Origin of the sequence: Kitasatospora sp. NPDC015120, from assembly GCF_043080305.1 — a bacterium.
Lineage (GTDB): Bacteria > Actinomycetota > Actinomycetes > Streptomycetales > Streptomycetaceae > Kitasatospora.
In genome coordinates this window covers 202,714-229,424 of sequence record NZ_JBIBVJ010000002.1, presented here as the reverse complement: position 1 = coordinate 229,424, position 26,711 = coordinate 202,714, and the positions used below count along the sequence as shown (strand labels likewise).

Below are 26,711 nucleotides of genomic sequence, written 5' to 3'. Positions count from 1 at the left end.
CACGAGGTGGTCCGGGACCCCGGGCGGGGCCTCTGAGGGGAGCGGTTCCAGGTGATCGGACGCGCGCTGAACGGGCGCTACGAACTCGTCGAGATACTCGGCGTCGGCGGCATGGCCACGGTCTGGCGCGGAGTGGACCACGTCCTGGGCCGCCAGGTGGCCGTCAAGGTCCTCAACGGGGGCCTCGCCGACGACCCGCGGTTCGCCGAGCGGTTCGGCCGCGAGGCGCAGCACGCGGCGATGCTGGTCCACCCGAGGATCGTCATGGTCTTCGACTCCGGGGTCGACCAGGGCTCGCCGTACATCGTGATGGAGCTGGTGCAGGGGCGCTCGCTGGCCGCGCTGCTGGCCCAGCGGCCGGGCCTGCCGGTCGAGCAGGCGGTCGGGATCGCGGCCGCGGTCTGCGAGGGGCTGGCCCACGCGCACGCGGCGGGCCTGGTGCATCGGGACATCAAGCCCGGCAACATCATGATCACCGACGACGGCGGGGTGAAGGTCGTCGACTTCGGCATCGCCCGGGCGGGCTCCTCGCACAACCTCACCCAGACCGCCTCGGTGCTCGGCACCGCCGCGTACCTCTCGCCCGAGCAGGCCACCGCGAGCCCGCTGGACGGCCGCACCGACCTCTACGCGGTCGGCTGCGTGCTGACCGAGATGCTCACCGGGGCGCCGCCGTTCGCCGCCGAGACCCCGGTGGCGATCGCCTACAAGCACGTCGGCGAGCAGCCGCTGCCGCCCTCCGCCCGGCGGCCCGGCCTGCCGCCCGCGCTGGACGCGGCGGTGCTGCGGCTGCTCGCCAAGCACCCGGCCGGCCGCCCGGCGGACGCCGCCGCGGCGCGGGCCGAACTGCTGGCCTGCGTGCCGGGGCTGGTGCCCGCCGACCCGACCACCGAGCTGCTCGCCGCCGCCCCGCTGCCGCCCGCCTTCCCCACCGCTCCCGGCCCCGACCAGCAGCACACCACCCTCCTGCCGCCCCAGCCGGCGCCGCCGGCCCCCACCTCGGTGATGGCGCCGATCCCGGTGGCCCCGCTGCCGGTGCCGGAGCCCGAGCGGGAGAGCCGCCGCAGGCCGATCGTGTTCGGCGCCCTCGGCCTGGCCGGTGTCGCGGGCGCCGCGGTGCTCGCGCTCACCGCCTTCGACGACCCGTCGACGCCCGCCGCCGCGCCGTCCACCCGCCCCACCGCGACCGCCCCCGCCGCCCCGTCGGCCACCCCTACCCCCACTCCGACCCCGACCCCGACCCCGGCCGCCACCACCCCGTCCGCCCGCCCGGTCCCGACGGCCCCCGCCACCACCCCGGCCCCGCACGACCTGGCCCCGCTGGTGCAGATCAACGCCCTGCGGCAGAGCATCGCGCAGACCCAGGTCGAGAAGGAGCGCGCCCGCCAGGTCGAGCTGCTGCGCACCCTCGACGAGGCCACCGCCCGCCTCAACGAGGGCCGGCCCGACGACGCCGCCGCCAAGCTGAAGAGCGCCCAGCGCACCGTCCGCGACCTCGCCCGGAAGCACGCCGTCGACGGCCAGACCTACCAGAACTGGAACTCCCGGCTCTCCTCCCTCATCACCTCCCTCAACGCCGTCGCTGACGAGGAGGACTGACCCGTCGTCGGTGCGGACCGCCGGGCCGTCGTGGAGCGTGCCGACGGCGTGACGACGGCGTGCCGACGGCGTGACGACGTCCGGCGCCCGGTCGCGGCGACGCACCCGCCGCGTGGCTGAGCCCCGGTCAGACGCCGAGGAAGCGCTGGAGCTGCTCCAGGACGTAGTTGGCGCCGGTGTAGCCGATGCCCTGGAACCACAGCTGGTCGTCGACGGGGAACGCGCGGTGCGCCTTCACCGCCTCCAGGGACCGCCAGGCGGGGCTCGCCAGGGTGGCGGTGAGGCCGTTGCGGGCCGGGTCGCCGTAGCCCGCGTAGAGGAGCAGGTCGCCGTCGGCCCTGGCGAGCTGGTCGGGCGGGAGCTCCTGGTCGGCCTGGTCGGTGTTCTGGGCGTCCGGGCGGCCGAGGCCGGCGTCGGTGAGGACCGTGCCCGGGAAGGTCTGCCGGCCGTACTGCCGCAGCCCGCCGCCCTCGACGAAGCGCAGCAGGCTGACCCTCCGCCCGCCCGCCCTGGCGTTCGCCAGCGCGGTCACCACCTGGTTGACGTGCCGCTGGTAGGAGGCCGCGAACGCCGCCGCCGCGTCCTGGCGGCTGAGCGCCTGGGCGTGGGTCTGGACGTTGGCCTTCCAGGGCGCGCCGGTGGTCTGGGTGAGCACGGTCGGGGCGATCGCCCGCAGCTCCTCGTAGCGGTCGCCGTCGCGGGTCCGGTTGGACAGGATGAGGTCGGGGCGCAGGGCGCGGACCGCGGCGAGGTCGGGGGCGCCGGCCGGGCCGACGTAGGCGATCCGGGCGGTCCGGGAGACGGGCCAGTAGTCGGGGAAGGCGTGGTCCGCGGCGGGCCGGGCCGCGCCGACCGGGGTGATGCCGAGGGTGAGCGCGGAGTCCAGTTCGGCGGTGTCCAGGGCGACCACCCGCACCGGCGCGCCGGGCACGGTGACCGGGCCGGTGGCGGTGGCCACGGTGACGGGCGGCAGCGGGGTGGGGGAGGGGGCCGGAGTGTCGGCGGCGGCCGGGGGCCCGGCCGACGGGGACGCGGCCGGGCCGGTCGTGCAGCCGGTGAGGGCGGCGCCGCCGATCCCGCCGAGCGCGGTCAGCAGGGTGCGGCGGGTGAGCGGGGGCATCGGGACCTCGGACGGCGGGGAGGGTGAGCGCAGTCCGTCGATTATGTCCGAATTGGTGCGTAATCGGCGCATGAAGCGTCGCTACGCGTCCGCCCGGGCCGTCCACGGCGCGCCCGGCACCACCAGCGGCGTCCCGGTCACCGGATCCGGCACCACGACCGACTCCAGCCCGAACACCTCGCGCACCAGGTCCGCGGTCACCACCTCGGCCGGCGGGCCTTCGGCGACGACCCGCCCGGCCCGCATCGCCACCAGGTGGTCCGCGTACCGGGCCGCCTGGTTGAGGTCGTGCAGCACCGCGACGACCGTCCGCCCGCGCTCCACGTTCAGCCGGCGCACCAGGTCCAGCACCTCCACCTGGTGCGCGATGTCCAGGAAGGTGGTGGGCTCGTCGAGCAGCAGGATGTCGGTGCCCTGGGCGAGCGCCATGGCGATCCAGACCCGCTGCCGCTGCCCGCCGGACAGCTCGTCCACGCCGCGCTCGGCCAGCTCGGCCGTCGAGGTGCGCTCCAGCGCCTCCGCGACCGCCGCCTCGTCCTCCGCCGACCACTGCTGCCACCAGCTCTGGTGCGGCTGACGGCCGCGCGACACCAGGTCGGCCACCGCGATGCCCTCGGGGGCGGACGGCGACTGCGGCAGCAGCCCGATCCGCCGGGCGATCTGCTTGGTGGGGACGCGCGCCAGCTCCTCGCCGTCCAGCAGCACCGCGCCGCGCACCGGCTTCAGCAGCCGGCCCAGCGCGCGCAGCAGGGTGGACTTGCCGCAGGCGTTCGGGCCGACGATCACCGTGACCTTCCCGTCCGGGATCCGCAGCGAGAGCTCCTCGGCCACGGTGCGCGCCTCGTAGGCGAGGGTGAGGTCCCGCGCCTCCAGCCGGTGGGCGGGCACCCGGCCCGCGCTCCCGGCGCCGTCGACGGGCCCGGCGGCACGGGCGGCGTCGGCGGACTCGGCGGCGGCGACGGACTCGGCGTCGGCGGGCATCGGGACCTCCACGACTCAGGAACCTCCACGGCGGGAGCGGATCAGCAGCCACATCAGGTACGGCGCGCCGACCAGCCCGGTCACCACGCCGACCGGCAGCTCGGTGGGCGCCAGCAGCCGGCGGGCCAGCAGGTCGGCGAGCACGACGACCAGCGCGCCGGTGAGCGCCGAGCAGAACAGCGGGATCTGCGCCGAGCGGGCCAGCCGCACGGCGATCTGCGGGGCCATCAGTGCGACGAAGTCCACCGGGCCGGCCGCGCCCGCCGCGCAGGAGGCGAGCACGACGCCGAGCAGCGCCATGCCGAGCCGGATCCGGTTCAGCCGCAGCCCGAGGCCGACGGCGGTGGCGTCGTCGAAGGAGATCGAGCGCTGCGCCCGCGCCGCCCACAGCGCCACCGGCACGGCGGCCAGCAGCACCCGGGCGAGCCAGCCGGCCTGGTCGTAGCCGGAGCCGTTCAGGCTGCCGGTCATCCACACCTTGGCGGCCTGCGCCTGGAAGCCGTCGCCCTTGGTGAGGAACACCGAGGTCAGCGAGGAGAGCGCGACGGAGATCCCGATGCCGATCAGCACGAAGCGCTGGGCGTGCAGCCCGCGCCGCCAGGCCAGCAGGTACACCAGCAGGCCGGCCGCCAGCCCTCCCGCGACGGCCGCGTACGGCACCTCGCCGGTGGAGCCGACCACGCCGTACGCCAGCAGGCCGACCACGGTGGCGGTGGCGCCCCAGGAGACGCCGACCACGTCGGGGCTGGCCAGCGGATTGCGGGCGACGGTCTGGATCAGCGCCCCGGCCAGCCCGAGCGCGGTGCCCACCAGCAGGCCGACCACCACCCGGGGCAGCCGGAACTCGCCGACCACCAGCTCGTGCGGGCTCGGCTGCCCGAACACCACCTTCAGCACCTCGCCGGGCGCCACGGTGGACTCGCCCAGGCAGAGCGAGGCGACGACGACGGCGGCCAGCGCCACCAGCAGGCCGAGCGCCGCCCAGGCCGAGCGCCGGTGCAGCAGGAAGGAGGCGCCCCGGGCGCGCACCACGGTGTAGCCGCGCAGCGGCACCGTCGGGGCCGTCATGCCGCCACCACCTTCCGGCGCCGGACCAGCGCGACCAGCACCGGCACACCGACCAGTGCGGTCATCACCCCGGCCGGGACCTCGGAGGGCGGGAACAGCACCCGGCCCAGGGTGTCGGCGAGCAGCAGCAGCGCCGGGCCCAGCACGGCGGAGAGGGTGAGCACCCAGCGGTGGTCGGCGCCGGCCACCGCGCGGGCGGCGTGCGGCACGGCGAGGCCGACGAAGGCGACCGGACCGGCCGCCGCGACCGCCGAGCCGGTCAGCACGGTCGCGCCGAGCGCGCCGACGGCCCGCACCAGTCCGGTCTTCGCGCCGAGTCCCTTGGCGGTGTCGTCGCCGAGCGCCAGCGCGTCCAGCCCGCGCGCCACCGCGAACACCAGCACCGTGCCGACGGCCAGGAACGGCAGCAGCTGCCAGGCGACGTCCGCGGTGCGGCCGGAGAGCGAGCCGACGTGCCAGAACCGGAACTGGTCCATCGCGGCGGCGTCGGTGGTGAGCACCAGGGTGTTGAGCGAGGCGATGAACGCGGAGACCGCCGAGCCGGCGAGCGCCAGCTTGACCGGTGTGGCCCCGCCCCGGCCGCGCCCGGCCAGCCCGTAGACCACCACGGTGGCGATCACCGCGCCGGCGAAGCCGAACCAGACGTAGCCGGTGAGCGTGGAGATCCCGAACGCGGAGATCGCCAGCACCACGCCGGCCGCCGCGCCCTGGCTGACGCCGAGGATGCCGGGGTCGGCGATCGGGTTGCGGGTGATGCCCTGCATGACGGTGCCCGCCAGACCGAGCGCCGCGCCGACCGCGAGCCCGACCACCGTGCGCGGCACCCGCAGCTCGCGGATCACGACGGCGTCGGTGGAGTCCCCGCCGTGCAGCAGGGCGTCGAGGGTGGTGCCGAACGGGATGTTCCGGCTGCCGACCGCCAGGCTCAGTAGCACCGCGGCGGCCAGCACGGCCAGCGCGGCGGCGAGCCACAGGATGCGGCGGCGCAGCAGGCGGGCTCTGCCGGGCGCGGTGGTGTCGGTCATGGCTCTCTCTCGCAGATAGCTCAGGCAAACCTAAGTTCCACGTCGAAGCCTGGGCAAATCGTTACTCCGCGCAGGTCGGGGGTCGCCCGGCTCACGGGGGGCGCAGGGGGCGGCCGGGCCGCGCGGGCCGGGCCGGTCCGCTCCGTTGGGTAGCCTGGCGGCATGCCTGCGACCCCGGACGCCCCGCTCACCGTCGGCTTCGACCTCGACATGACGCTGCTGGACACCCGGCCCGGCATCCGCGCCACCTACCTGGCGCTGTCCGCCGAGACCGGCACCGCCATCGACGCCGACCTGGTGGTCACCCGCCTCGGGCCGCCGCTCCTCGACGAGCTGCGCAACTGGTTCCCGGCGGAGCGGGTGGAGGCGGTCGCGGACCGCTACCGCACGCTGTACCGGGACCACGCCTTCGCGCCGACCGTCGCCCTGCCCGGCGCGCACGCCGCCCTGGACGCGGTCCGCGCGCACGGCGGCCGGGTGGCGGTGATCACCGGCAAGTACGCGCCGAACGCCCGGCTCCACCTGGAGCACGCGGGCCTGCGGGTGGACGCGCTGGCGGGCGACCTCTGGGCGGAGACCAAGGGCGACGCGCTGCGCGAGCACGGCGCCGGCGTCTACGTCGGCGACCACCTCGGCGACATCCGGGGCGCCCGGCACGCGGGCGCCGTCGCGGTGGCGGTGGCCACCGGCCCGTACGGCGCCGAGGAGCTGCGGGCGGCGGGCGCGGACGTGGTGCTGCCCGACCTCACCGCCTTCCCGGCCTGGCTGGCCGGGCACCTCGGCAAGGCCGGCTAGGTCCGTCCGGGCCTAGGTCCGTCCGGGCTCGTCCAGGTCCCGGCTCAGGCGTTCGCGCGGGAGCGGCGGCGCTGGGCCCGCGCGGAGAGCAGCAGGCCGGTGAGGGCGAGCAGGAAGCCCAGCGGCATCAGCATGCTCAGCCAGTACGCGGCCGTGGGCAGCGGCGTCAGGTGCAGGAACAGCGGGACGAAGGTGACGAGCGTGGCGAGCGCGCCGAGCCCGAAGACGATCGCTCCGGCCTTGACGTAGACCTCGCCGCGGTCGGCGCTCTGGCTGCTCACGGGGCTTGCTCCTCTGCGGCCGGGACGGCGGGTTCGGCTGCCGTCCCAGTCTCGCAGAGGCCGCCGGAGGCCGTTGCCGCGCGGTGCCGGGCGGCGGCGTCCGCGACCGCTTCGCGGACGAGCGGCCCGGTCACGTTGCGCAGTTTTCCGGGCGCTGGGAGTTTTGATCCCTGCTGAGCGGGGGTATGCAGGCTGTGCCGAGGGGTGCGATCAGTGCGCCCCGCTCTCTGCGACCGGGGGTGCGAGCCTGTGGACAGCGCCGAGCCGCGCCCCGGCCACGCCGGCCCCGGGTCCGCCGTGGCCGCCGGAGCTCCGTACGGATCTTGTGCGGAACGCGGATGAGACAGTGACGGACCGTTAGTCTGCTCCTTACAGCGTGCTGACCGTACGCGCCCCTGCGGGCGTGCCCCCAGGCCGGCCCGCTCTCCCACCACCCAGCGATCCCCGGCCAGGGCCCGGGATCCCTCACACCCACATCGAGGACTGTTCGAGATGCCCACCGGCCAGGTCAAGTGGTTCAACGAGACGAAGGGCTTCGGCTTCCTGTCGCGCGACGACGGCGGCGACGTCTTCGTCCACACCAAGGCGCTGCCCGCCGGGATCACGTCGCTGAAGCCGGGCCAGCGGGTCGAGTTCGGCGTGGTCGCCGGACACCGCGGCGACCAGGCGATGCAGGTCCAGCTGCTGGACGCGCTGCCGTCGGTGGCCGCCGCCCAGCGCAAGAGCCCGGACGACATGGCGGCGCTCGTCCAGGACCTCATCACGATGATGGACGCGGTGCTGCCGGGCCTGCAGCACGGCCGCTACCCGGCCAAGCCGGCCGGCCAGAAGCTCGCCGTGCTGCTGCGCGGGGTGGCCGACCAGTTCGACGTCTAGCCGGCCGGGCGAGCCCCCGGACGCGCGGGCTCAGAAGTCCAGCGCACCCGGGCCGACCGGGGGCACCAGCCCCTCCGCGGCGGCCCGGGTGAGCAGTGCCCGCACGGCCGCGTGCCCCTCCTCGCCGAGGTCCGCGGTGAACTCGTTCACGTACAGGGCGATGTGCCGGTCCGCGACGGACGGGTCCATCTCCTGGGCGTGCTCCAGCACGTACCCGCGGCTGGCCTCCGGGTCCTCCCAGGCCTGCCGCACGGAGGCGCGGATCGCCCCGGCGAGCTCCCGCAGCCGCTCGGTGCCGAGCGAGCGCCGGGCGATGATCGCGCCCAGCGGGATCGGCAGTCCGGTCTCCCGCTCCCAGGCCTCGCCCATGTCGGCGAGGCAGCGCAGGCCGTAGTCCTGGTAGGTGAACCGGGCCTCGTGGATGACCAGGCCGGCGTCCACCCGCCCGTCCCGGACGGCGGGCATGATCTCGTGGAACGGCAGCACCACGATCCTCCCCAGACCACCCGGCACCGCCTTCGCCGCCCAGAGCCGGAACAGCAGGTAGGCGGTGGAGCGCTCGGAGGGGACGGCCACCGTCCTCCCGCTCAGGTCGTCGCCGCTCTCCGGGCGGGTCAGCACCAGCGGTCCGCAGCCGCGCCCGAGCGCGCCGCCGCAGGGCAGCAGGGTGTACTCGTCCAGCACCCACGGCAGGGCGGCGTAGCTGACCTTGAGGACGTCCAGCTCGCCGCGCTCGGCCAGGCCGTTGGTGACGTCGATGTCCGCGAAGGTGACCTCGGGGGCGTCCGCGCCCGGCACCAGGCCGTGCGACCAGGCGTGGAAGACGAAGGTGTCGTTGGGGCAGGGCGAGTACGCGATGCTCAGCCGTTCAGCCACGGCCGGCCTCCTTCACTAGCGCGGGGTGGGGCAGGGCGGCGAAGGCGCGTTCCAGCGCGGCCAGCGCCTCGCCGATCCGCCAGGCGGACCGGTCGCGCGGGCCCACGGCGTTGGAGACGGTCCGCAGCTCGAACGACGGCACGCCGTGCCGGGCGGCGGCCTCGGCGACCCCGAAGCCCTCCATCGCCTCGGCCACCGCGTCCGGATGGCGGGCGGTCAGAGCGGCGGCGCGCCCGGCGCTGCCGGTCACCGTCGAGACGGTCAGCACCGTCCCGGTGACCGCGCCCAGGGCCTCGGCGGCCAGTGCCACGGCGGCCGGCGCCGGGGTGTGCCGGACGGTGCCGAAGCCCAGCTCGGTGACGTCGGCGAAGCCCTCGGGGGTCTCCGCGCCCAGGTCGGCGGCGACGATCGCGGTGGCGACCACGGTCGCCCCGAGCGCCGCCCGGGGGGCGAAGCCGCCGGCGATCCCGGCGGAGAGCGCCAGGTCGTAGCGGGCGGCGGTGAGCGCGGTGGCCGCGGCGGCCGCGGCGGCGCCCGGGCCGACCCCGCCGGCCAGCACGTCCACCGTCACGCCCGAGGGGTGGGTGACGCGGTCCAGTGCGCCGCCCGGCAGCGCCACCCGCTCCCGGGGGCCCTGGGAAGCGCCCAGACCGCGCAGCACCGCCTCGGCCTCGGCCGGCACCGCGACGACGACGAGCAGCCGGGCCCGCGCGGGGTCCGACTGCTCGCCGGGGAGTCGTGCCGTCACCGGACGACCGTCAGCTGTCCTGGGTGTTCAGCTGGAAGTACCAGACGGCGTAGATCGAGTCCGGAGTCTTCGGGTCGGTCTCGACCACGGTGATGAGGGTCTTGCCGGAGGCGTTGAGCGCCTTGCCGGCCGGGACCGAGCCCGAGAAGGTGGCGTTGCGCGCCGCCGAGGCCAGGATGAACCGGCCGCCCTGGCCCTGCTGGCCGCCGTTGGTGTTGGCCCACCAGCCGCGGTCCGCCACCTCCGGGCTGACGCCGATGCCGATCCGGTCGCTGACCGTCACGTCGGACGACGGGAGGGTGCCGTTCTCCAGGGCCTTGCCGGCCTTGTCCTGGCACTCCTCCTGCTGCTGCTCGGTCAGCGGCTGGCCGCCGTTGAAGCAGAACGGGTCGTGGGCCTGCGAGGAGTTGCCGACCACCAGGGTGGCGCGGTGGTCGCTGATCTCGTGCTGGTTCGACGCGTAGGCGATGGACCCGCCGACCGTGCCGGCGGCGATGACGACGACGGCGCCGAGGCCGGCGACTGCGCGGGTGCTGAGGCTCATGCGTCAGAGGCTACCGGGCTTTCGCGATCACGCTGCGCGGGGGTCGGCAACCGCGTGTTGTCCGCGGAAGCGGCCGCTACGCCACCCGGGGAGCGGCCGGGCGGGGGCGCAGCCCCACCCGCAGGAGCGAGCGGAGCGTCCAGAGCAGCACCGCACCGAGCACGGCGGCGGCCACCGACAGGCCGAGCGCGCCGTCCAGCGGCAGCAGGATGCCGACCGCGCCGCCCGCCACCCAGGACAGCTGGAGCGCCGTCTCCGAGCGGGCGAAGGCGGAGGTCCGCACCGACTCGGGGACGTCCCGCTGGATCAGCGCGTCCAGCGACAGCTTGCCCAGCGAGGCCGCCAGCCCGGACGTCCCGGCGACCGCCACCACCGTCACCGTGCCGTACCAGAGCGCGGCGGCGGCCGTGGCGCAGCCGGCCAGCAGCAGCATCGCGGTGACGGTCAGCTCCGGGCCGCGCGGGCGCAGCCAGGAGCCGAGCACCGAGCCGAGCGCGTTGCCCGTCCCGGCGGCCAGCGCCACCAGGCCGAGCGCGACGGTCGGCTGCAGGCCGCCGACCGGCTCGTCGCGCAGCAGGAACGCCAGGAACAGCACCAGGAAGCCGACCAGCCAGCGCATCGCGGCCATCGCGCGCAGCGCGAGGATCACCGAGGGGCCGACGGTGCGCAGCGAGGCCCTGGGCCGCTGCCCGGCGGCGGCCGGCTCGCCCGTCCCGGCGCCGCCCGGGCCGCCCGGCGCAGCGTGGCGGTGGTCCGGCGGGTGCTGCTCGGCGTGCAGCACGGCGCGCTGCTCGCCCTTGGCCGAGTCCACCTCGTGCGGCAGGTGGAAGGCCATCAGGGTGCCCGCCACGAACACCAGGAAGGCGCCGCGCAGCGGCCAGCCCGGCCCGATCAGGTGCAGCAGCCCGCCGACGCCGGCCGCCACCATGGTGGCCAGCAGCCCGGCCAGGGTGACCCGGGAGTTCGCCTTCACCAGGGAGAGCCGGCGGGGCAGCAGCCGGGGCACCACCACGCTGCGCACCACCCCGTACGCCTTGGAGGCGACCAGCACGCCGAGCGCCTCCGGGTAGAGCGCGAGTCCGCCGCCGGCCACCACGCCGGCCATCGTCCAGGCGAGCACCGCGCGGGCCAGCATCGACGTCGCCATCGCGGCCCGGCGGCCGTGCGGCAGGCGGTCCAGCAGCGGGCCGATCACCGGTGCCAGCAGGGCGAACGGCGCCATGGTGACCAGCAGGTAGAGCGCCACCCGGCCGCGGGCCTCGCCGGTGGGCACCGAGAAGAAGATGGTGGAGGCGAGCGCCACGGTGATCAGCATGTCGCCGAAGGCGTTCAGGGCGTGCAGCTCGATGAGCTTGGCCAGGCCCGACTCGCCGGCGCCCTCGGCGGCGGTGGCCCGGCGGATCCGGCGCCCGGTGCCGTGCACCACCTTGCCGGTGCGCGCGCCGGCCGCGGAGGCGGTGCGGACCAGGAAGTGCCGGCGTGGCTCCTCCGCTTCCGCCGCTTCCGTCCGGCCGCCCGCGACGGACCCGGTGGCGCCGGGGTCGTCGGCGGGCAGTGGCGAGGGGTCCACCGGCTGCGGTTCGCCCGCAGCGTGGACCGGAGGCTGCTGTCGCGGCACCGCGTTCACCTCGCCGGGAACGCCGGTCTGCGAGGCCCGCAGTGCGTGCTGCGACGGTTTCTCGTCCGCCACAATGCCCATCCTGCCCCAGAATCGGGATGACAACGCGGGATTCCGCTCCGCGCCGCGCGGCCGACGGCCGGTGTTCCCGTTCCGGACGCTCCGGAGCCACTGCGGACGCCCCGGACTGTGCCGGGTGGCCGACCGACGGGTAGCCTGCCCAGGGTCCGCCCGGAAGCCCGACCGGCGCCGGCGGACCTGCCGAGCGGCGCGGCCGGTATCCGCGGCGGCCCGCGGTCGCGCAGAATGGACGGGGAAACCGAGCCGCGACGGAACAGGCAACTCGCCGTGGGCGACAGAAGAACTGGGAGAGAATCGACGCCGTGAGTGCTGCGATGCGAAGCCGTACCCCTGATCGGCTCTGTGCCGAGGCCGTCGAACTCGCCCGCCAGGCCGCCGAGGAGGCCGTCGGCGCCGAGACCGTCGGCGCGCACCTGGGTGTCCAGGCCGAGGCCGACCGTGTCGTCACCCACACCTTCGAGTGCCTGGACGCGGCGTACCGGGGCTGGCACTGGGCCGTCACCGTGGCCCGCGCCCCGCGCGCCAAGAACGTGACGCTGGACGAGGTCGTGCTGCTGCCCGGCGCCGACGCGATCCTCGCCCCGCAGTGGGTGCCGTGGAGCGAGCGGCTGCGCCCGGGCGACATGGGCCCCGGGGACCTCCTGCCCACCGACGCCGACGACCTGCGCCTGGAGCCGGGCTGGACCGGCGAGGACGAGCCCGCGCCGAACTCTGCGGTGGCCCAGGCCGCGCAGGAGGACGTGCTGGTCTCCGACCCGGACATCCAGCCGGCGCCGGTGCGCGCGCAGATCAGCGCCGTCGCCGACGAGCTGGGCCTGGGCCGCAGCCGGGTGCTCTCCCGGCTCGGCATGCACCTGGCCGCCGACCGCTGGGAGAAGGCGCACGGCCCGCAGACCCCGATGGCGCAGTCCGCGCCGGCCTCCTGCGTCAGCTGCGGCTTCCTGATCCCGATCGGCGGCACGCTCGGCCAGGCCTTCGGCGTCTGCGGCAACGAGTTCGGCCCGGCCGACGGCCAGATCGTCTCCTTCGCCTACGGCTGCGGCGGCCACTCCGAGGCCGCCGTCATCCCGGCCCCGCCGGCGCCCGCCGAGCTGATCCTGGACGAGCTGGTGGTCGAGCCGCTGCCGCTGCACCCGGACCGGCTCTCCGGCTCGGTCGAGCCGGACGCGCCCACCGAGGAGCTCGGCCACTCCTGAGCGGAGCCGCCCGCGGCCCGTCCCATCCGGTGGGGCGGGCCGCCGCCGTTGCCGCCCGCCCGCGTCGCCGTCGGCCCCCGTCGCCGCCCCCGGCGGCGCCCGCGTCACCGTCGGCCGGGACGTGCCGCCGCCGGGGGCGTGTCCGGAGCAGTCCTTCCGGCAGGGAAGAATGCCCCCGTAGGGCACAACAGGGCGGCGGAAGGCGGCAGGTCCAGTGGAACCTCGGATCATCGGCAGCGGCACGGACGAGCACCTCGCGGACCCCTTCGGCTGCGCCGAGCTGCGCCGCCGGGTGCTGGACGCCTGGGCCGCCTCCCCGGCCCGGTTCCGGGAGGACGCCAACGCCGAGGAGGAACTGGCCCTCGGCGGCTACCGCGACCGGCTGGTCGTCGAGCTGGCGCAGAACGCCGCCGACGCCGCCGTCCGCGCCGGGCGCGGTCCCGGACGGCTGCGGCTCACCCTCGCGGACGGCGTGCTGGCCGCCGCGAACACCGGCGCGCCGCTGGACGCCGCCGCCGTGGAGTCGCTGTCCACCCTGCGCGCCTCCTCCAAGCGGGGCGGGCACGACACCACCGTCGGCCGGTTCGGCGTCGGCTTCGCCGCCGTCCTCGCCGTCACCGACGAGCCCGCCGTGCTCGGTTCGGCCGGCGGAGTGCGCTGGTCGCTCGGCGAGGCCCGGGTGCTGGCCGAGGAGCAGCCCGCGCTGGCCGACGAGCTGCGCCGCCGGGACGGTCACGTCCCGCTGCTGCGCCTGCCCTTCGCCGCCGAGGGCCCGGCGCCGGAGGGCTACGACACGGTGGTGGTGCTGCCGCTGCGCGACGCCGCCGCCGAGGACCTCACCCGCCGGCTGCTGACCGGCATCGACGACGCGCTGCTGCTCACCCTGCCCGGCCTGGCCGAGGTGGTGGTGGAGACCTCGGAGGGCACCCGCACCCTGACCCGCTCGGCCGCCGAGCCGCGGCCCGACGGAGTCACCGAGGTGACCGTCACCGACGACGCGGGCGGCGGGCTGCGGCGCACCGTCTGGCAGACCGCCGAGGCGGCCGGCGCGCTCGGCGCCGAGCTGCTCGCCGACCGGCCCACCGAGGAGCGCGCCCGCCCCTACTGGACGGTGACCTGGGCGGTGCCGGTCTCCGACGAGGGCGCTCCGCAGCGGCCCGCGATCGCCCCGGTGCTGCACGCGCCCACCCCCAGCGACGAGCCGCTCGGCCTGCCCGCGCTGCTGATCGCCTCCTACCCGCTGGACTCCACCCGCCGGCACGTCGCCCCGGGCCCGCTCGCCGACTTCCTCACCGAGCGCGCCGCCGACGCCTACGCCGACCTGCTGCGCGCCCGCGGCGGCGACCTCGGCTCGCTCGGCCTGGTGCCCGGCCCGCTCGGCCAGGGCGCGCTGGACAACGCGCTGCGCGCCGCCGTGCTCTCCCGGCTGCCCGGCACGCCGTTCCTGCCGCACCCGGCGCCGGTCGAGGAAGGCACGCCCGCGCTGCGGCCCCGGGACGCCACGCTGCTGGAGGGCGCGGACGGCTCGGTGGTCGAGGCGCTGGCGCCGATCTTCCCCGGTCTGCTGCCGGCCGGCCTGGAGCGCCGCACCGAGCTGCGGGTGCTCAACGTGCGCCGGGTCCCGCTCGCCGAGGTGGTCGACCAGCTGGGCGGCCTGGACCGGGAGCCGGCCTGGTGGCGCAACCTGTACGCGGCGCTCGGCGGCGCCGACCCGGAGGCGCTCGGCGCGCTGCCGGTGCCGCTCGCCGACGGACGGACGGTCACCGGCCCGCGCCGCGTCCTGCTGCCCTCCGACGCCGCCGACTGGGCGGCCTTCCCCGGCTACCCCGAGTCGCTGGCCGGCGCCCTCGCCGTGCTCGACCTGAGGCTCGCCCACCCGGAGGCCGCCCACCCGCTGCTGGCCAGGCTCGGCGCCGGCGCGGCCACCCCGGCCGGGGTGCTGGACACGCCCGAGGTGCGGGCCGCCGTCGCCCGCTCCTACGAGCTGGCCGAGGACGACCCGGACGCCGCCGCCGACCTCGCCGAGGCGGTGCTGGCGCTGGTCAGGGCGGCCGCCCCGGCACCCGGCGAGCACCCCTGGCTGGCCCGGCTGGCCCTGCTCGACGACGAGGGCGAGCCCGCCCGCGCCGGTGAGCTGCTGCTCCCCGGCACCCCGCTCGCCGCGCTGGCGCGCGAGGACGACGCCGCCTGGGTGGACGACGAACTGCTGGAGCGCTGGGGCCCGGAGGTGCTCGCCGCCGCCGGCGTGCCGGCCGAGTTCGTGCTGGTCCGCGCCGAGGACGTGGTGCTCGACCCCGACGACCTGGAGCGGCTCGACCCGACCGTGCCCACCGACCGGGCGGCCGGCGGCCACCCCACCGGGCTGATCGACGAGGCGCCGGACGGTCTGGCCGAGTGGGCCGAGGACGCCCTGGAGGCGCTGCACGCCGACGACGGGGACACCGCGGGCGTCCCGCCGGTCGCCGCCGAGCTGCTCGCCGTGCGCGACCTGGACCTGGTGGACGACGACGCCTGGCCGCAGGCGCTGGCCGCGCTGGCCCGCCCGCCGTACCGGGACGCCGTGGTCAGCCCGGTCCGCACGCTGCTGCCGGACGGCTCGTACGCCGACCTGCCGCCGTACACCGCCTGGTGGCTGCGCGACCACCCGGTGCTGGACGGCCGGGAGCCCGCCGGGCTGCGCGCGGCCGGCGCCGACCCGCTGCTGCGCGGCCTGTACGACGAGGCCCGCACCACCCTGGACGAGCAGTTCCTGCACGCGCTGGGGGTGCGCACCACGCTGGCCGCGCTGCTCGCCGAGCCGCACGGGCCGGACGAGGTGCTGGACCGGCTCACCGACCCGGCCGCCGAGGTCGGGCACCGTCAGCTGCACGGCATCCACAGCGCGCTGGCCCGGGTCGAGGTGGAGCGGATCGAGCCGCTGGACGTGGTGCGGGCGGTGCCGCCGCTGGACCGCGCCACCGGCCGCCGCCCCGGGCGGACGGTCGTGGTGGACGCCTCCGAGGCGGTCGTCGCGGACGCCCCCGACCTGGTGGAACTGCTGCACGACCACCCGCTGCTGCCGGTCGCCCCGGCGCTCGCCGCCGACCTCGCCGAGCGGCTGCACGTCTCGCTGGCCAGCGAGGTGGCCGGCGGCCGGGTGCTCTCCCAGGGCGCCCTGCACCGGGTGCCGGCCGTGGTCCGGGAGCTGCTGCCCGGCTGCCCGGCCGCCTACGAGGAGCACGAGGAACTGCTGGTGGTCGGCCCGGACGGCGAGGAGGCCGCCGTCGACTGGCGCTGGGACGCCGCGGCCGGCACCCCGGAGGCGCCGTACGACCCGGAGTCGGCCGAGGAGGCGGACGAGGACGACGAGTTCGAGGTGCCGCCGGTGCCCGGGCTGCTGCACGCGGCCACGCCGGAGGGGCTGGCCGCCGGACTGGCCTGGTCGGTCGGGCAGTGGCACCGCCGGTTCGAGGTGCTGGCCGCGCTCAGCGAGCCGGACCGCGCCTACGAGCTGTCCGCCGCCCGCGACTTCGAGGGCTGAGAGCCGCCGCGCTCCGGTTCCCGTGCCTCAGGAGCGGGAGCCGGAGCGGGTCCGGCCGCGGGCGGTCAGCCGCAGGTAGATCGTCAGGGTGATCACCACCCAGGCGGCGGTCAGGACGGCGATCACCACCTTGGTCAGCCGCGGCCCGGCGTGGATCCCGGCCAGCGCGCCGGCCCCCGCCATCGCCAGGGCCAGCACCCCGGTGGCCAGCAGCCCGCCCAGGAAGGCCGCGAAGGCCTCCAGTTCACCGCCCCTGCGTCCCATCGCGGCACCCCCCTGTCGCCCGCTCCCCGGTCCCCCGTCAATCATCGGTCCGGCGGCGCACGATCCGCCAGACCACCTCCAGCACCAGCCCGGCGGCGACGGCGATGGCGACGCCGATCCACGGGTCCCGGGTGCCCGCCAGCGAGAGCTGGAAGAAGTCCGAGAGCCACGGCACGGTCAGCACCAGGGTGAACGCCCCGCCCATCGTCCCGATCAGCAGCAGCCGCCACCAGTTGTACGGGCGGGCGACGATCGCCAGTACCCAGAGCGCGACCAGGAAGAGCGTCAGGGTCGCCACGCTGGTGTCCGACTTCAGGTCGGTCGCGTGGTTGGCCCGGGCCAGCGCGTACGCGGTGAAGGTGGCCGTCCCGGCGATCAGGCCGCCCGGGACCGCCAGTCGCAGCACCCGGCGCACGAAGCCGGTGCGGGCGCGCTCGTTGTTGGGCGCGAGCGCCAGGAAGAAGGCCGGCACGCCGATCGTCAGGGTGGACAGCACGGTGGAGTGCCGGGGCAGGAACGGGTACGGGGAGTGGGTGAAGATCACCAGCAGCGCCAGCAGCACCGAGTAGACCGTCTTGACCAGGAACAGCCCGGCCACCCGCTCGATGTTGCCGATCACCCGGCGGCCCTCGGCGACCACCGAGGGCATCACCGCGAAGGAGTTGTTCAGCAGCACGATCTGGGCGACCGCCTTGGTCGCGTCGCTGCCGCTGCCCATCGCCACGCCGATGTCCGCGTCCTTGAGCGCCAGCACGTCGTTGACGCCGTCGCCGGTCATCGCCACGGTGCGCCCGCGCGACTGCAGCGCGCCGACCAGCTCGCGCTTCTGCTGCGGGGTGACCCGGCCGAAGACGGTGGTGCGCTCGGCGGTGTCGGCGAAGGCCTGCGGCTCGGCGGGCAGGGTGCGGGCGTCCACCGGGTGGTCGGCGCCGGGCAGCCCGAGGTGGGCGGCGACCGCGCCGACCGAGACCGCCGAGTCGCCCGAGATCACCTTGGCCTCGACCCGCTGGCCCTCGAAGTAGCGCAGCGTCTCGGCGGCGTCCTCGCGCAGCCGCTGGCGGAGCACCACCAGGGCGAGCGGCCGCAGCCCGGCGGCCGGGTCCGGGGCGTCCAGCGGGACGGGCGTGCGGCCCAGCAGCAGCACCCGCAGGCCCTGGGCGCCCAGGTCGTCCACCTCGCTCAGGGCCGGGTGGCCGGAGGGCAGCAGCACGTCGGGGGCGCCGAGCAGCCAGCTGGCCTCGTCGCCGCGCGGCTCCAGCAGCTGCACGCCGCTCCACTTGCGGGCGGAGGAGAACGGCATCGCCTCGATCACCCGCCAGCCGTCGCGCCGCTCGCCGCTGCCGTCGCCGTAGGCGTCCAGCACGGCCTGCATCGACGGGTTGGGGCGGGCGTCGGCGCCGGCCATCACGCCCAGGGCCTGCCGGACGGTCTCCTTGCGGGCGCCGTCGTCCGGTCCGCCGGCCTCGTCGGGTCCGCCGGCCTCGCCGGCCTCGATGATCCGCAGGTCGACGACGTCCATGCCGCCCTCGGTGAGGGTGCCGGTCTTGTCCAGGCAGACGGTGTCCACCCGGGCCAGCCCCTCGATCGCGGGCAGCTCCTGCACCAGGCACTGGCGGCGGCCCAGCCGGACCACGCCGATCGCGAAGGCCACCGAGGTCAGCAGCACCAGGCCCTCGGGCACCATCGGCACGATCCCGGCGATCATCCGGCGGACCGCCTCGCGCCAGTCCCGGCCCTCCACCGCCAGCTGGCTGATGATCAGGCCGATCGCGGTCGGCACCAGCAGCCAGGTGATGAACCGCAGGATGCTGTCGATGCCGCTGCGCAGCTCCGACTTCACCAGGGTGAACCGGCTCGCCTCCTCGGCCAGCTGCGCCGCGTACGCCTCGCGGCCGACCTTGGTGGCGGTGAACGCGCCCGCACCGGCCACCACGAAGCTGCCGGACATCACCGGGTCGCCGGGGCGCTTGAGCACCGGGTCCGGCTCGCCGGTGAGCAGCGACTCGTCGATCTCCAGGCCGTCCGCCTCGGTGATCCCGCCGTCGACGATCACCTTGTCGCCGATGCCGAGCAGCACGGTGTCGTCCAGCACGATCTCGCCGACGGCGACCTGCTGGGCGACGCCGTCGCGGCGCACCTGGGGCCGGGCCTCGCCGATCAGGGCGAGGCTGTCGAGGGTCTTCTTGGCGCGCAGCTCCTGGATGATGCCGATCGCCGTGTTGGCGACGATGACCAGGCCGAACAGGCCGTCCTGGAGCGGGCCGACCACCAGGATGATCGCGAACATCACGCCGATGATCGCGTTGAACCGGGTGAAGACGTTGGCCCGGACGATCTCCCGGGTGGAGCGGCTGGAGCGGACCGGAACGTCGTTGACCTCGCCGCGGGCGACCCGCTCGGCCACCTCGCCGGCGGTCAGCCCGCCCTGCCTCCCGGGCAGCAGCCCGAGCGGGTGCGCGCCGTCCGGCTGGTCACCGGCGGGCTGTTCCTCGGCGGGCTGCGCAGGCTGCGTCATGGCACCGACTCTACGGGTGCCTTATGTCCGATGCGTGCTACTAAAGGACTATTCAGTCCGACCGGGTGGCCGGATTCTGCGCCTCCGCGGCGGCGGCCGCCCGGCTGCGCGCGATGGCGTCCCGGCGGGCCCGGCAGTACCAGAGGCCGATCAGTCCGAGCCCGCCGCCGGCCAGGCAGATCCACGGCCAGCTGCCGTGGCCGTGGTCGGAGAGCGTGCCCCAGAACGGGAGCAGGGCCACGAACGCCACGAACCAGAGCACCGTGCCGCCGCCGACGATGGCGACGTCGTTGGCCTCCAGCGGCGGGGGCGAGGGGTGCAGTGGCGTCTTGGGCATGGGCCCTAGGGTACGGTGCGGGCGTACGTCCGATCGATTCTGGCGGCGACTGTCCGCGCCTGTTACCTGGGTTATTCGTTCTACGCGCGAAGATAGCGTACGAGCGATCGAGGAACCCATACTTGTCTCTCCGGTCGGTCGCGGCATGCTCAGGACACCGTGCTTCGTGCCCGTCCCACCGGGTCGCCCGGCGCCACCGTCGTTCCCGGGCGGTTCCCCCTCTCCTCCGCCCCCCACAGAGGACGCAGCATGCCCGTGGCCCAGCCGACCACCGAGTCGCCCGAGCCCGCCCAGCCCGACACGCCGAAGCCCCCGTCCGGCGCGCTGGACCGCTACTTCCGGATCAGCGAGCGCGGCTCCACCCTGCCGCGCGAGATCCGCGGCGGCGTCGCCACCTTCTTCACCATGGCGTACATCCTGGTGCTGAACCCGATCATCCTGGCCAGCGCCACGGACATGACCGGCGCCCACCTGGACAGCGCCCAGCTGGTCACCGCGACCGCGCTCACCGCCGGTCTGACCACGCTGCTCATGGGCGTCATCGGCAACGTCCCGATCGGCCTGGCCGCCGGCCTCGGCGTCAATACGATCGTCGCCCTCCAGCTCGCCCCCAAGATGACCTGGCCGGACGCCATGGGCATGGTCGTGCTGGCCGGCTTCGCGATCATGCTGCTGGTCGCCACCGGCCTGCGCGAGCGGGTGATGAGCGCCGTGCCGCTCGGCCTGCGCAAGGCCATCGCGATCGGCATCGGCCTGTTCATCACCCTGGTCGGCCTGGTCGACTCCGGCTTCGTCAGCCGCATCCCGGACGCCGCCCACACCACCGTTCCGCTCCAGCTGGGCGCGGGCGGCCACCTGCTCGGCTGGCCCGTCCTGGTCTTCGTGCTCGGCCTGCTGCTCACCCTCGTCCTGGTGGTCCGCAAGGTCCCCGGCGCGATCCTGGTCTCCATCGCCGTGATGACGGCCGTCGCCGTCGTGATCGACAAGCTCGCCGACATCCCCGCCCTCAACTGGGGCCTGACCGTCCCCGCCTGGCCGGGCAACCCGGTCGCCGCCCCCGACTTCGGCCTGGTCGGCGAGGTCAGCCTGTTCGGCGGCTTCGAGAAGGTCGGCGTCCTCACCGGCGTGCTCTTCGTCTTCACCGTCCTGATGTCCTGCTTCTTCGACGCGATGGGCACCATCCTCGGCGTCGCCGACGAGGCCCACCTGCTCGACGAGAAGGGCGATCTGCCCGGCATCAACAAGGTCCTGATGATCGACGGCATCGCCACCGCGGCGGGCGGCGCCACCTCCTCCTCCGCCAACACCTGCTTCGTGGAGTCCACGGCCGGCGTCGGCGAGGGCGCCCGCACCGGCTTCGCCTCCGTCATCACCGGCGGCCTCTTCGTGGTGGCCCTCTTCCTCACCCCGCTCGCCACCATGGTCCCCGCCCAGGCCGCCACCCCGGCCCTGGTCACCGTCGGCTTCCTGATCCTCGCGAACTCCGTGCGCGACATCGACTGGTCCGACTACACCATCGCGATCCCGGCCTTCCTGACCATCGCGATGATGCCGTTCACCTACTCCATCACCAACGGCATCGGCTTCGGCTTCATCACCTTCTGCGTCCTGCGCCTCGCCACCGGCCGCGGCCGCGAGGTCCCGCTCCCGATGTACGCCGTCTCCGCCGTCTTCGCCTTCTACTACCTGATGCCGGCCCTCGGCCTGCTCTGAGTCCCGTGGAAGGCCCGGCGGCCCCGCGCTCCCCTCCGGAGCGCGGGGCCGCTGTCGTCGGGACGGGCGAGGGTCTCCGGTGTCCGTCAGGCTGACGCGAATCGGCCGGAGCGGGCTGGTGAGGTCGCTCTGTTGCCGCGCCTCGAAGGACCACCCGGTGAGGTGCGCGCGTGCGGCAGCGCTGCCGCGGAGGCTCCGGCCTCCTGCCCGTGGTCGGCCTCCTCCGGCACCGACGGCGCGGCCGGCGGTGGAGGGCGACGGTGTCCGAACCGGGGAGAGCGTGACGGTTGTCGGGCGGTCGGCGATACTGTGGGCGGGCGGCGATCGACGGGCGGCTGAAGGGGGCGGCGGGCGTGAGCGAGCGGGACGGCACCCTGGCGGAGGAAGAGGCGGTTCCCGACCCGGAGGCGGAGCGGCTCGGGCAGCGGATCGAGTACCTGTTCGCGACCGTGCAGCCGCTCGGTCGGCGCTACACGCTGCAGGAAGTGGCGGACGGGATCCGCGCGGCGGCCAGGCCGGGGGAGCCGAAGCTCTCCGTGGGGCGGCTGTGGATGCTGGTCAAGGGCCGGGCCGGGAACCCCACCGTGGGCACGCTCCGGGCGTTGGGCGAGTTCTTCGGCGTCCCGCAGGCGTACTTCATCGACGACGAGGTGGCGGACCGGGTCGCGGCACAGCTCGCGCTGATCGCGGCGATGCGCGCCAACGACGTGCGGTCAGTGGCCCTGCGGGCGGCGGCCGTGGCGACCATGTCGACGCACGGCGTGGACACCGTACGGTCGTTGGTGGAGCGCAGCGGACTTCTGGAAGCCGGCGAATAAGGTATCGCCGTCACCGGTTCGTCGGCGGACCGATCGTCTAGACTCCGTCCAGGGGCGCGCGGAGGGGCGCGGACGGGGCTGTACGGACGCGGGGGCGCGCGTGGAGCAACGGGAATGGCACCGGTTCAAGGCGCGGTGCGACGACCTGATCCGGCAGTTGGACGTCGCCGGACGGTTCACGATCGAGAGCCTGGCCGACGCGGTGGCCCGTTGGCGCGGGAGGCCGCTGCGACTGATCCCCTTGCCACGGACGGACTCCGGAGGGTCCGGGATCTGCGGGCTGTGGATCGCCCTCGCCGACATCGACCACGTCTACTACTCGGTGGTGACCAGCCCCGTTCACCAGGCCCACATCGTGCTGCACGAGCTCGCGCACATCCTGCTGGACCACCGGCAGGACGGCGAGCCGGACCAGGACGCCCTGCGGCGGCTCTTCCCCGACCTGGACCCGGTGATGGCCGCCCGGCTGCTGGCCCGGGACCCCACCCGGACGACCAGTGACCAGGAGCAGCAGACCGAGCTCCTGGCCACCCTGATGTGGCAGCACTTCGACAGTGTCCCGGCCGTGCGGCCGGGTGCCTCGCGCGAGTCGGCCGACGCGCTCTGCCTGGTCAAGTGCACCTTCGCCTACGCCTACGAGCGGAAGGGCCTCGATGAGGCCCTTTGACCTGGCGGTCCTGCCACCGGTCTGGATCCTGACCCTGCTCGGCCTGCGCGGGCTGCGGACCGCACCCCGGCGCAACCGGGTGCTGTGGACGGTGTGGGCGTGCTGGGCGGTGTCGACGACGCTGGGGGCCCCGGCGGTCCGGCGGGTGGTCGACGCGCTGCTGGGCGTCGTCAGCGTCACCAACCTGCTGGTCCACCTGGTGGGACTCGCGGCCACGGCGACCATGCTGGAGTTCGTCCGGGAGATGACCGGGCGGGCGCGGGGACGGGTGTCCCGGCTGAACATGGCCGGACTGGCGGTGGCCTCGTGCGCGCTGACCGCGGCGTTCCTGGTGATGCCGCGCCCGGGCGTCGACACCGAGCTGTCGACGTACAGCGAGGGCCCGCCGGCGGGCTACCTCTACTGGGTGGTCCTGACCGGCGATCTCGCGATCGGGCTGGCGGCCTTCGCCCGGCTCTGCTGGGTACACGGGAAGCACGCCGGGCCCGGTCCGGTGCGGACCTCGCTCTGGCTGATGCGGATCGCGACGCTGCTGGGCGCCGCGGGCCTGACGCACCGGCTGGTCCACCTGAACGCGAGCCAATTCGGTTGGCCGAATCTCCAGCCGGCGGCGGCCGGCGTCGTCACGGAGGCCCTGATGGCGCTCGCCCCGGCGCTGTTCGCGCTCTCGGTGCTCTGGCCCTCGCTGGCCGAGTACCGGCAGAAGCGCGTGGCCGTACGGCAGGCCGACCGGATCGCGCCGCTGTGGCGCCTGCTGCAGGCGGCGACGCCCGAGGTGGTCCTGCCGCTGCCGGAGGAGCTGCGCCGGAACAACCCGCGGCTTCGGTTGTACCGGTACGTGATCGAGATCCGGGACAGTGTGTTCGCTTTGGAGGGGCACCTCAGCGAGGCCCTTCTGGCCGCCGCCGAGGAGCGACTGCGCGCCGGGAGCATCGCCGACGGCCAACTGGCGCCCGCCGTCGAGGCGGTGCTGTTGCGGTACGCCATGACAGCCGAACTGGAAGGGCGGGACCAAGCGCCCGGCGGCCGGCTGAGGCCGTGCGACGAGCAGATGGACCTGGACGCCGAGATCCGCTGGTTCCAGCGGGTCGCGGCCGCGATCGAGCTGCCCGCGGTGGTCGCCGCCGCCCGGGAGCTGGGTGCGCCCGGCGCGCCGGTGAGCGGCGCGCCGGGCGGCGGAGGGGGTGGTGAAGGTGAGCACCGGATCAGCGGGGCTGGCCCCAGTTGATCTGGATGAGGCTGCCGTCGTCCATGCGGAGGTGGAAGTCGGCGGTGGAGGGGCGCCAGATGCCGAGGTTGGCGGCGGGGCCGCCGTTGGCGCCGTCGAAGTTGGCGGAGACGGGGAGGTCGCCGTTGGTGCCCCAGTTCACCTTGACGAGGCTGCCGTCGTCGTAGCGGAGGTGGAACTCTCCGGTGGAGGGGCGGAAGACGCCGATGTTGTCGGGGCCGGTGCCGTCCCAGTTGCCGGAGACGGGGATGTCGCCCTGCTGGCCCCAGTAGAGCTTGGTGAGGGTGCCGTCGTCGTTGCGCAGGTGGAATTCTCCGGTGGAGGGGCGGAAGACGCCGATGTTGGCGGCGGGGCCGCCGTCCCAGTTGCCGGCGACGGGGAGGTCGCCGTTGGCGCCCCAGTAGAGCTTGGTGAGGGTGCCGTCGTCGTAGCGGAGGTGGAATTCTCCGGTGGAGGGGCGGAAGACGCCGATGTTGTCGGGGCCGGTGCCGTCCCAGTTGGCGGAGACGGGGATGTCGCCCTGCTGGCCCCAGTAGAGCTTGGTGAGGGTGCCGTCGTCGTTGCGCAGGTGGAACTCTCCGGTGGAGGGGCGGAAGACGCCGACGTTGGCGGAGCCGCCGCCGTCCCAGTTCCCCGCCACCGGCTGGTCGCCGGAGCCGCTGGCGCTGAACAGGGCGTTGACGATGCGCTCGCCGTCGGCGGCCTGGAGCTGGTACTTGCCGGGGTAGTCGGACACCTGGACCAACTGGCACACGTCGCCGATCGGCCGGGTCTGCCAGTTCGGCACGTTGAGCATGGCGTTGAGGAAGGCGTTGGTCGCCCAGGCCGGGTCCATCCGGTTGGCGAAGGAGCCCCAGCTGGCCCGCTGCTGGAACAGGCCCACGCTGTCGTGGTCCTCCTCGTTGGGGTTGTTGCGCAGGGTGGTCTCGACGATGGAGGTGGTCACCGCGAGGACCGCGGCGCGCTGGGGCAGTCCGCGGTTCTTGACGGCGTTGACGATCGCGCGGGCGCAGGAGACCCGGTAGGCCGTCATGTAGCCGCTCAGCGAGCCGGTCAGCACGGTGTTGAGCTGGCCGGCGAGGGCCTGGTCGGTGCTCTGTACCGGTCCGCAGGACCAGTCGGGCGCCAGCGTGACGGCGGCCGGGTTGGAGAGGTCGACCGCGCTCGCCTGGGTGGCGGGGGCGAGGGCGAGGGCGCCGGTGACGAGGGCGGCGGCGGTGACGGCGGCGAGGTGGTGAACGGTGCGGTTCATGGTGGCGGGCTCTGCTTCCGTTGGGAATCCGGTGAGGTGGCGTCACACGCGGGCCCGCCGGGGCACGATGGGTCTGGGTGCCCCGGCGGGCGTTCGTCAGCGGGGCTGGCCCCAGTTGATCTGGATGAGGCTGCCGTCGTCCATGCGGAGGTGGAAGTCGGCGGTGGAGGGGCGCCAGATGCCGAGGTTGGCGGCGGGGCCGCCGTTGGCGCCGTCGAAGTTGGCGGAGACGGGGAGGTCGCCGTTGGTGCCCCAGTTGACCTTGACGAGGCTGCCGTCGTCGTAGCGGAGGTGGAACTCTCCGGTGGAGGGGCGGAAGACGCCGATGTTGTCGGGGCCGGTGCCGTCCCAGTTGCCGGAGACGGGGATGTCGCCCTGCTGGCCCCAGTAGAGCTTGGTGAGGCTGCCGTCGTCGTTGCGCAGGTGGAACTCTCCGGTGGAGGGGCGGAAGACGCCGATGTTGGCGGCGGGGCCGCCGTCCCAGTTGCCGGCGACGGGGAGGTCGCCGTTGGCGCCCCAGTAGAGCTTGGTGAGGGTGCCGTCGTCGTAGCGGAGGTGGAACTCTCCGGTGGAGGGGCGGAAGACGCCGATGTTGTCGGGGCCGGTGCCGTCCCAGTTCGCGGAGACGGGCAGGTCGCCGTAGGCGCCCCAGTTGACCTTGGTGAGGCTGCCGTCGTCGTTGCGCAGGTGGAACTCTCCGGTGGAGGGGCGGAAGACGCCGACGTTGGCGGAGCCGCCGCCGTCCCAGTTCCCCGCCACCGGCTGGTCGCCGGCCAGCGGCTGGGCGTCGTCCACGATGCTGTTGTTGCGGACCGGCTTGAAGGTGCCGTAGCCGGAGAAGTACGGGTACGGGATCGTGCGGTGGTGCACGCCCGACGAGGTGAACTCGTAGCCGGAGTAGGAGGTCCGCGAGGAGTCGGTCCAGCCCTCGAAGAGGACGACGTGGCCGCTCGCGCCGGCCGCGTCGTTGAGCAGGGCGTCGCCCGGCTTCAGCTGGTCCTTGGTGATCCAGGAGGCGACGCCGCTCGGGACGAAGCTGGTGGTGTCCAGCCCGGGCGTGGCGAGGTGCCAGGCCATCGAGACGTACCCGGAGCAGTCGGTCCGGTAGCCCTGGTGGGTGGTGTTCCAGTTGTAGTTGAGCCCGATGCCGACCCAGGAGGCAGCGCGGCTGATCGTCTCGCTGCGGGATATCTGCGGGCCGGCGGTCAGCGACGAGATCGCGACGGACGCGCCCTGGCCGGGGCTGCCCTTGTCGTTGGAGGCGATGGCGACGGCGGACGACGGTGCGCCGGCCTCGGCGGCGGCCGGGGTGGTGGCGACGATGCCGGCGACCAGTCCGGCGGCGGCCGTGACGGCCAGGGTGCGGGTCAGGGCGTGCTTGGTGGACATGAAGGGTCCTCCCCTTGGTGGCAGATGGTGAGCGGCATCGGACCCGCCCCTTCGGCAGGCCGCGTACGACCGGCGCTCGGCGGTGCTCCCGCTCTCCCGGGTGCCGAGGTGACGGCCGGTCAGTTGCCAGCATCATTCGTCCGCGCCCTGAGCGGAGTCAATCTTTATTGAAAATGATCAACGAGCGGCCTGGCTAGATC

23 protein-coding genes are annotated in these 26,711 nt (G+C 75.0%); 9 read left to right on the top strand and 14 right to left on the bottom strand.

Annotated elements, in window-relative coordinates; genetic code table 11:
• The first annotated feature begins 51 nt into the window (after window positions 1-51).
• Window positions 52-1,599 (top strand): protein kinase, encoded by a 1,548-nt coding sequence (locus ACF1AK_RS05830; protein ID WP_391497519.1) that lies wholly within the window; start codon window positions 52-54, stop codon window positions 1,597-1,599.
• A gap of 127 nt (window positions 1,600-1,726) precedes the next feature.
• On the opposite strand, the gene ACF1AK_RS05825 is transcribed toward ACF1AK_RS05830, so the two are convergent.
• The 4 genes from ACF1AK_RS05825 to ACF1AK_RS05810 all read right to left on the bottom strand — a co-directional run bounded on the left by ACF1AK_RS05825 (window position 1,727) and on the right by ACF1AK_RS05810 (window position 5,793).
• On the bottom strand, window positions 1,727-2,719 hold the full coding sequence (locus ACF1AK_RS05825) for an ABC transporter substrate-binding protein (RefSeq protein ID WP_391497518.1): 993 nt from the start codon (window positions 2,717-2,719) through the stop codon (window positions 1,727-1,729).
• A gap of 81 nt (window positions 2,720-2,800) precedes the next feature.
• On the bottom strand, window positions 2,801-3,700 hold the full coding sequence (locus ACF1AK_RS05820; protein WP_391497517.1) for an ABC transporter ATP-binding protein: 900 nt from the start codon (window positions 3,698-3,700) through the stop codon (window positions 2,801-2,803).
• A gap of 15 nt (window positions 3,701-3,715) precedes the next feature.
• On the bottom strand, window positions 3,716-4,768 hold the full coding sequence (locus ACF1AK_RS05815; RefSeq protein ID WP_391497516.1) for a FecCD family ABC transporter permease: 1,053 nt from the start codon (window positions 4,766-4,768) through the stop codon (window positions 3,716-3,718).
• Complete coding sequence (locus ACF1AK_RS05810; protein ID WP_391497515.1) at window positions 4,765-5,793, bottom strand: FecCD family ABC transporter permease; 1,029 nt, start codon at window positions 5,791-5,793, stop codon at window positions 4,765-4,767. Before ACF1AK_RS05810 ends, ACF1AK_RS05815 begins: the two co-directional genes overlap by 4 nt.
• Window positions 5,794-5,955: 162 nt before the next feature.
• Here ACF1AK_RS05810 and ACF1AK_RS05805 point away from each other — a divergent pair, with 162 nt between their 5' ends.
• Window positions 5,956-6,588, top strand: coding sequence for an HAD family hydrolase (locus tag ACF1AK_RS05805; protein ID WP_391497514.1), 633 nt, complete (start codon window positions 5,956-5,958; stop codon window positions 6,586-6,588).
• A 44-nt stretch (window positions 6,589-6,632) separates the two neighbouring features.
• Here ACF1AK_RS05805 and ACF1AK_RS05800 read toward each other — a convergent pair whose 3' ends face one another.
• Window positions 6,633-6,869 carry a hypothetical protein gene (locus tag ACF1AK_RS05800; RefSeq protein WP_380286901.1) on the bottom strand — a complete coding sequence of 79 codons (237 nt, stop codon included), beginning with the start codon at window positions 6,867-6,869 and terminating at the stop codon, window positions 6,633-6,635.
• 492 nt (window positions 6,870-7,361) lie between these two features.
• Here ACF1AK_RS05800 and ACF1AK_RS05795 point away from each other — a divergent pair, with 492 nt between their 5' ends.
• Window positions 7,362-7,745 carry a cold-shock protein gene (locus ACF1AK_RS05795; protein ID WP_350541364.1) on the top strand — a complete coding sequence of 128 codons (384 nt, stop codon included), beginning with the start codon at window positions 7,362-7,364 and terminating at the stop codon, window positions 7,743-7,745.
• Window positions 7,746-7,775: 30 nt separating this feature from the next.
• Here the strand turns inward: ACF1AK_RS05795 and ACF1AK_RS05790 are convergent, their stop codons facing one another.
• The 4 genes from ACF1AK_RS05790 to ACF1AK_RS05775 all read right to left on the bottom strand — a co-directional run bounded on the left by ACF1AK_RS05790 (window position 7,776) and on the right by ACF1AK_RS05775 (window position 11,468).
• The gene (locus ACF1AK_RS05790) at window positions 7,776-8,621 is read right to left on the bottom strand and encodes a 1,4-dihydroxy-6-naphthoate synthase (RefSeq protein ID WP_391497513.1); all 846 of its coding nucleotides are present in this window, start codon (window positions 8,619-8,621) and stop codon (window positions 7,776-7,778) included.
• Entirely contained in the window at window positions 8,614-9,369 is a 756-nt protein-coding gene (locus tag ACF1AK_RS05785; RefSeq protein ID WP_391497512.1) for a futalosine hydrolase, read from the bottom strand. Before ACF1AK_RS05785 ends, ACF1AK_RS05790 begins: the two co-directional genes overlap by 8 nt.
• Before the next feature lie 10 nt (window positions 9,370-9,379).
• Window positions 9,380-9,913, bottom strand: a complete 534-nt coding sequence (locus tag ACF1AK_RS05780) for a hypothetical protein (RefSeq protein ID WP_391497511.1) — start codon at window positions 9,911-9,913, stop codon at window positions 9,380-9,382.
• A gap of 76 nt (window positions 9,914-9,989) precedes the next feature.
• Window positions 9,990-11,468 carry an MFS transporter gene (locus tag ACF1AK_RS05775; RefSeq protein WP_391498027.1) on the bottom strand — a complete coding sequence of 493 codons (1,479 nt, stop codon included), beginning with the start codon at window positions 11,466-11,468 and terminating at the stop codon, window positions 9,990-9,992.
• Window positions 11,469-11,926: 458 nt separating this feature from the next.
• Between ACF1AK_RS05775 and ACF1AK_RS05770 the strand changes: the two genes are divergently transcribed.
• Together ACF1AK_RS05770 and ACF1AK_RS05765 are read left to right on the top strand one after the other, a co-directional pair.
• Window positions 11,927-12,808, top strand: coding sequence for a DUF3027 domain-containing protein (locus tag ACF1AK_RS05770; protein ID WP_391497510.1), 882 nt, complete (start codon window positions 11,927-11,929; stop codon window positions 12,806-12,808).
• Between the two features lie 214 nt (window positions 12,809-13,022).
• A complete protein-coding gene (locus ACF1AK_RS05765; RefSeq protein ID WP_391497509.1) occupies window positions 13,023-16,328 on the top strand; it encodes a sacsin N-terminal ATP-binding-like domain-containing protein in 3,306 nt (1,101 codons plus the stop codon).
• A gap of 27 nt (window positions 16,329-16,355) precedes the next feature.
• Here ACF1AK_RS05765 and ACF1AK_RS05760 read toward each other — a convergent pair whose 3' ends face one another.
• Genes ACF1AK_RS05760 through ACF1AK_RS05750 form a run of 3 tightly spaced genes read right to left on the bottom strand, consistent with a single transcriptional unit; the run spans window position 16,356 to window position 19,444 of the window.
• A complete protein-coding gene (locus tag ACF1AK_RS05760; RefSeq protein WP_391497508.1) occupies window positions 16,356-16,592 on the bottom strand; it encodes a hypothetical protein in 237 nt (78 codons plus the stop codon).
• Between the two features lie 37 nt (window positions 16,593-16,629).
• Window positions 16,630-19,107 (bottom strand): HAD-IC family P-type ATPase, encoded by a 2,478-nt coding sequence (locus ACF1AK_RS05755; RefSeq protein WP_391497507.1) that lies wholly within the window; start codon window positions 19,105-19,107, stop codon window positions 16,630-16,632.
• A gap of 52 nt (window positions 19,108-19,159) precedes the next feature.
• Complete coding sequence (locus ACF1AK_RS05750; protein ID WP_391497506.1) at window positions 19,160-19,444, bottom strand: DUF2530 domain-containing protein; 285 nt, start codon at window positions 19,442-19,444, stop codon at window positions 19,160-19,162.
• A gap of 249 nt (window positions 19,445-19,693) precedes the next feature.
• Between ACF1AK_RS05750 and ACF1AK_RS05745 the strand changes: the two genes are divergently transcribed.
• The 4 genes from ACF1AK_RS05745 (at window position 19,694) to ACF1AK_RS05730 (ending at window position 23,870) form a co-directional block, all read left to right on the top strand.
• Window positions 19,694-21,157 carry an NCS2 family permease gene (locus tag ACF1AK_RS05745; RefSeq protein ID WP_391497505.1) on the top strand — a complete coding sequence of 488 codons (1,464 nt, stop codon included), beginning with the start codon at window positions 19,694-19,696 and terminating at the stop codon, window positions 21,155-21,157.
• 353 nt (window positions 21,158-21,510) lie between these two features.
• A complete protein-coding gene (locus ACF1AK_RS05740; RefSeq protein ID WP_391497504.1) occupies window positions 21,511-21,975 on the top strand; it encodes a hypothetical protein in 465 nt (154 codons plus the stop codon).
• A gap of 100 nt (window positions 21,976-22,075) precedes the next feature.
• Complete coding sequence (locus ACF1AK_RS05735; RefSeq protein ID WP_391497503.1) at window positions 22,076-22,642, top strand: hypothetical protein; 567 nt, start codon at window positions 22,076-22,078, stop codon at window positions 22,640-22,642.
• The gene (locus ACF1AK_RS05730; protein ID WP_391497502.1) at window positions 22,629-23,870 is read left to right on the top strand and encodes an MAB_1171c family putative transporter; all 1,242 of its coding nucleotides are present in this window, start codon (window positions 22,629-22,631) and stop codon (window positions 23,868-23,870) included. The genes ACF1AK_RS05735 and ACF1AK_RS05730 overlap by 14 nt, the downstream gene beginning before the upstream one ends.
• Here ACF1AK_RS05730 and ACF1AK_RS05725 read toward each other — a convergent pair.
• Together ACF1AK_RS05725 and ACF1AK_RS05720 are read right to left on the bottom strand one after the other, a co-directional pair.
• Window positions 23,848-25,122, bottom strand: a complete 1,275-nt coding sequence (locus ACF1AK_RS05725) for a hypothetical protein (RefSeq protein ID WP_391497501.1) — start codon at window positions 25,120-25,122, stop codon at window positions 23,848-23,850. The two genes, ACF1AK_RS05730 and ACF1AK_RS05725, sit on opposite strands and share 23 nt — an antisense overlap.
• Window positions 25,123-25,218: 96 nt before the next feature.
• Entirely contained in the window at window positions 25,219-26,511 is a 1,293-nt protein-coding gene (locus ACF1AK_RS05720; protein ID WP_391497500.1) for a hypothetical protein, read from the bottom strand.
• Window positions 26,512-26,711: the final 200 nt, after the last annotated feature.

Bases quoted from the DNA above. Each gene is read 5' to 3' on its own strand.
- ACF1AK_RS05720 (WP_391497500.1), bottom strand. From the start codon at position 26,511: ATGTCCACCAAGCACGCCCTGACCCGCACCCTGGCCGTCACGGCCGCC.
- ACF1AK_RS05745 (WP_391497505.1), top strand. From the start codon at position 19,694: ATGCCCGTGGCCCAGCCGACCACCGAGTCGCCCGAGCCCGCCCAGCCC.
- ACF1AK_RS05750 (WP_391497506.1), bottom strand. From the start codon at position 19,444: ATGCCCAAGACGCCACTGCACCCCTCGCCCCCGCCGCTGGAGGCCAAC.
- ACF1AK_RS05780 (WP_391497511.1), bottom strand. From the start codon at position 9,913: ATGAGCCTCAGCACCCGCGCAGTCGCCGGCCTCGGCGCCGTCGTCGTC.
- ACF1AK_RS05825 (WP_391497518.1), bottom strand. From the start codon at position 2,719: ATGCCCCCGCTCACCCGCCGCACCCTGCTGACCGCGCTCGGCGGGATC.
- ACF1AK_RS05815 (WP_391497516.1), bottom strand. From the start codon at position 4,768: ATGACGGCCCCGACGGTGCCGCTGCGCGGCTACACCGTGGTGCGCGCC.
- ACF1AK_RS05770 (WP_391497510.1), top strand. From the start codon at position 11,927: ATGCGAAGCCGTACCCCTGATCGGCTCTGTGCCGAGGCCGTCGAACTC.
- ACF1AK_RS05795 (WP_350541364.1), top strand. From the start codon at position 7,362: ATGCCCACCGGCCAGGTCAAGTGGTTCAACGAGACGAAGGGCTTCGGC.
- ACF1AK_RS05810 (WP_391497515.1), bottom strand. From the start codon at position 5,793: ATGACCGACACCACCGCGCCCGGCAGAGCCCGCCTGCTGCGCCGCCGC.
- ACF1AK_RS05730 (WP_391497502.1), top strand. From the start codon at position 22,629: ATGAGGCCCTTTGACCTGGCGGTCCTGCCACCGGTCTGGATCCTGACC.
- ACF1AK_RS05760 (WP_391497508.1), bottom strand. From the start codon at position 16,592: ATGGGACGCAGGGGCGGTGAACTGGAGGCCTTCGCGGCCTTCCTGGGC.
- ACF1AK_RS05805 (WP_391497514.1), top strand. From the start codon at position 5,956: ATGCCTGCGACCCCGGACGCCCCGCTCACCGTCGGCTTCGACCTCGAC.
- ACF1AK_RS05820 (WP_391497517.1), bottom strand. From the start codon at position 3,700: ATGCCCGCCGACGCCGAGTCCGTCGCCGCCGCCGAGTCCGCCGACGCC.
- ACF1AK_RS05725 (WP_391497501.1), bottom strand. From the start codon at position 25,122: ATGAACCGCACCGTTCACCACCTCGCCGCCGTCACCGCCGCCGCCCTC.
- ACF1AK_RS05755 (WP_391497507.1), bottom strand. From the start codon at position 19,107: ATGACGCAGCCTGCGCAGCCCGCCGAGGAACAGCCCGCCGGTGACCAG.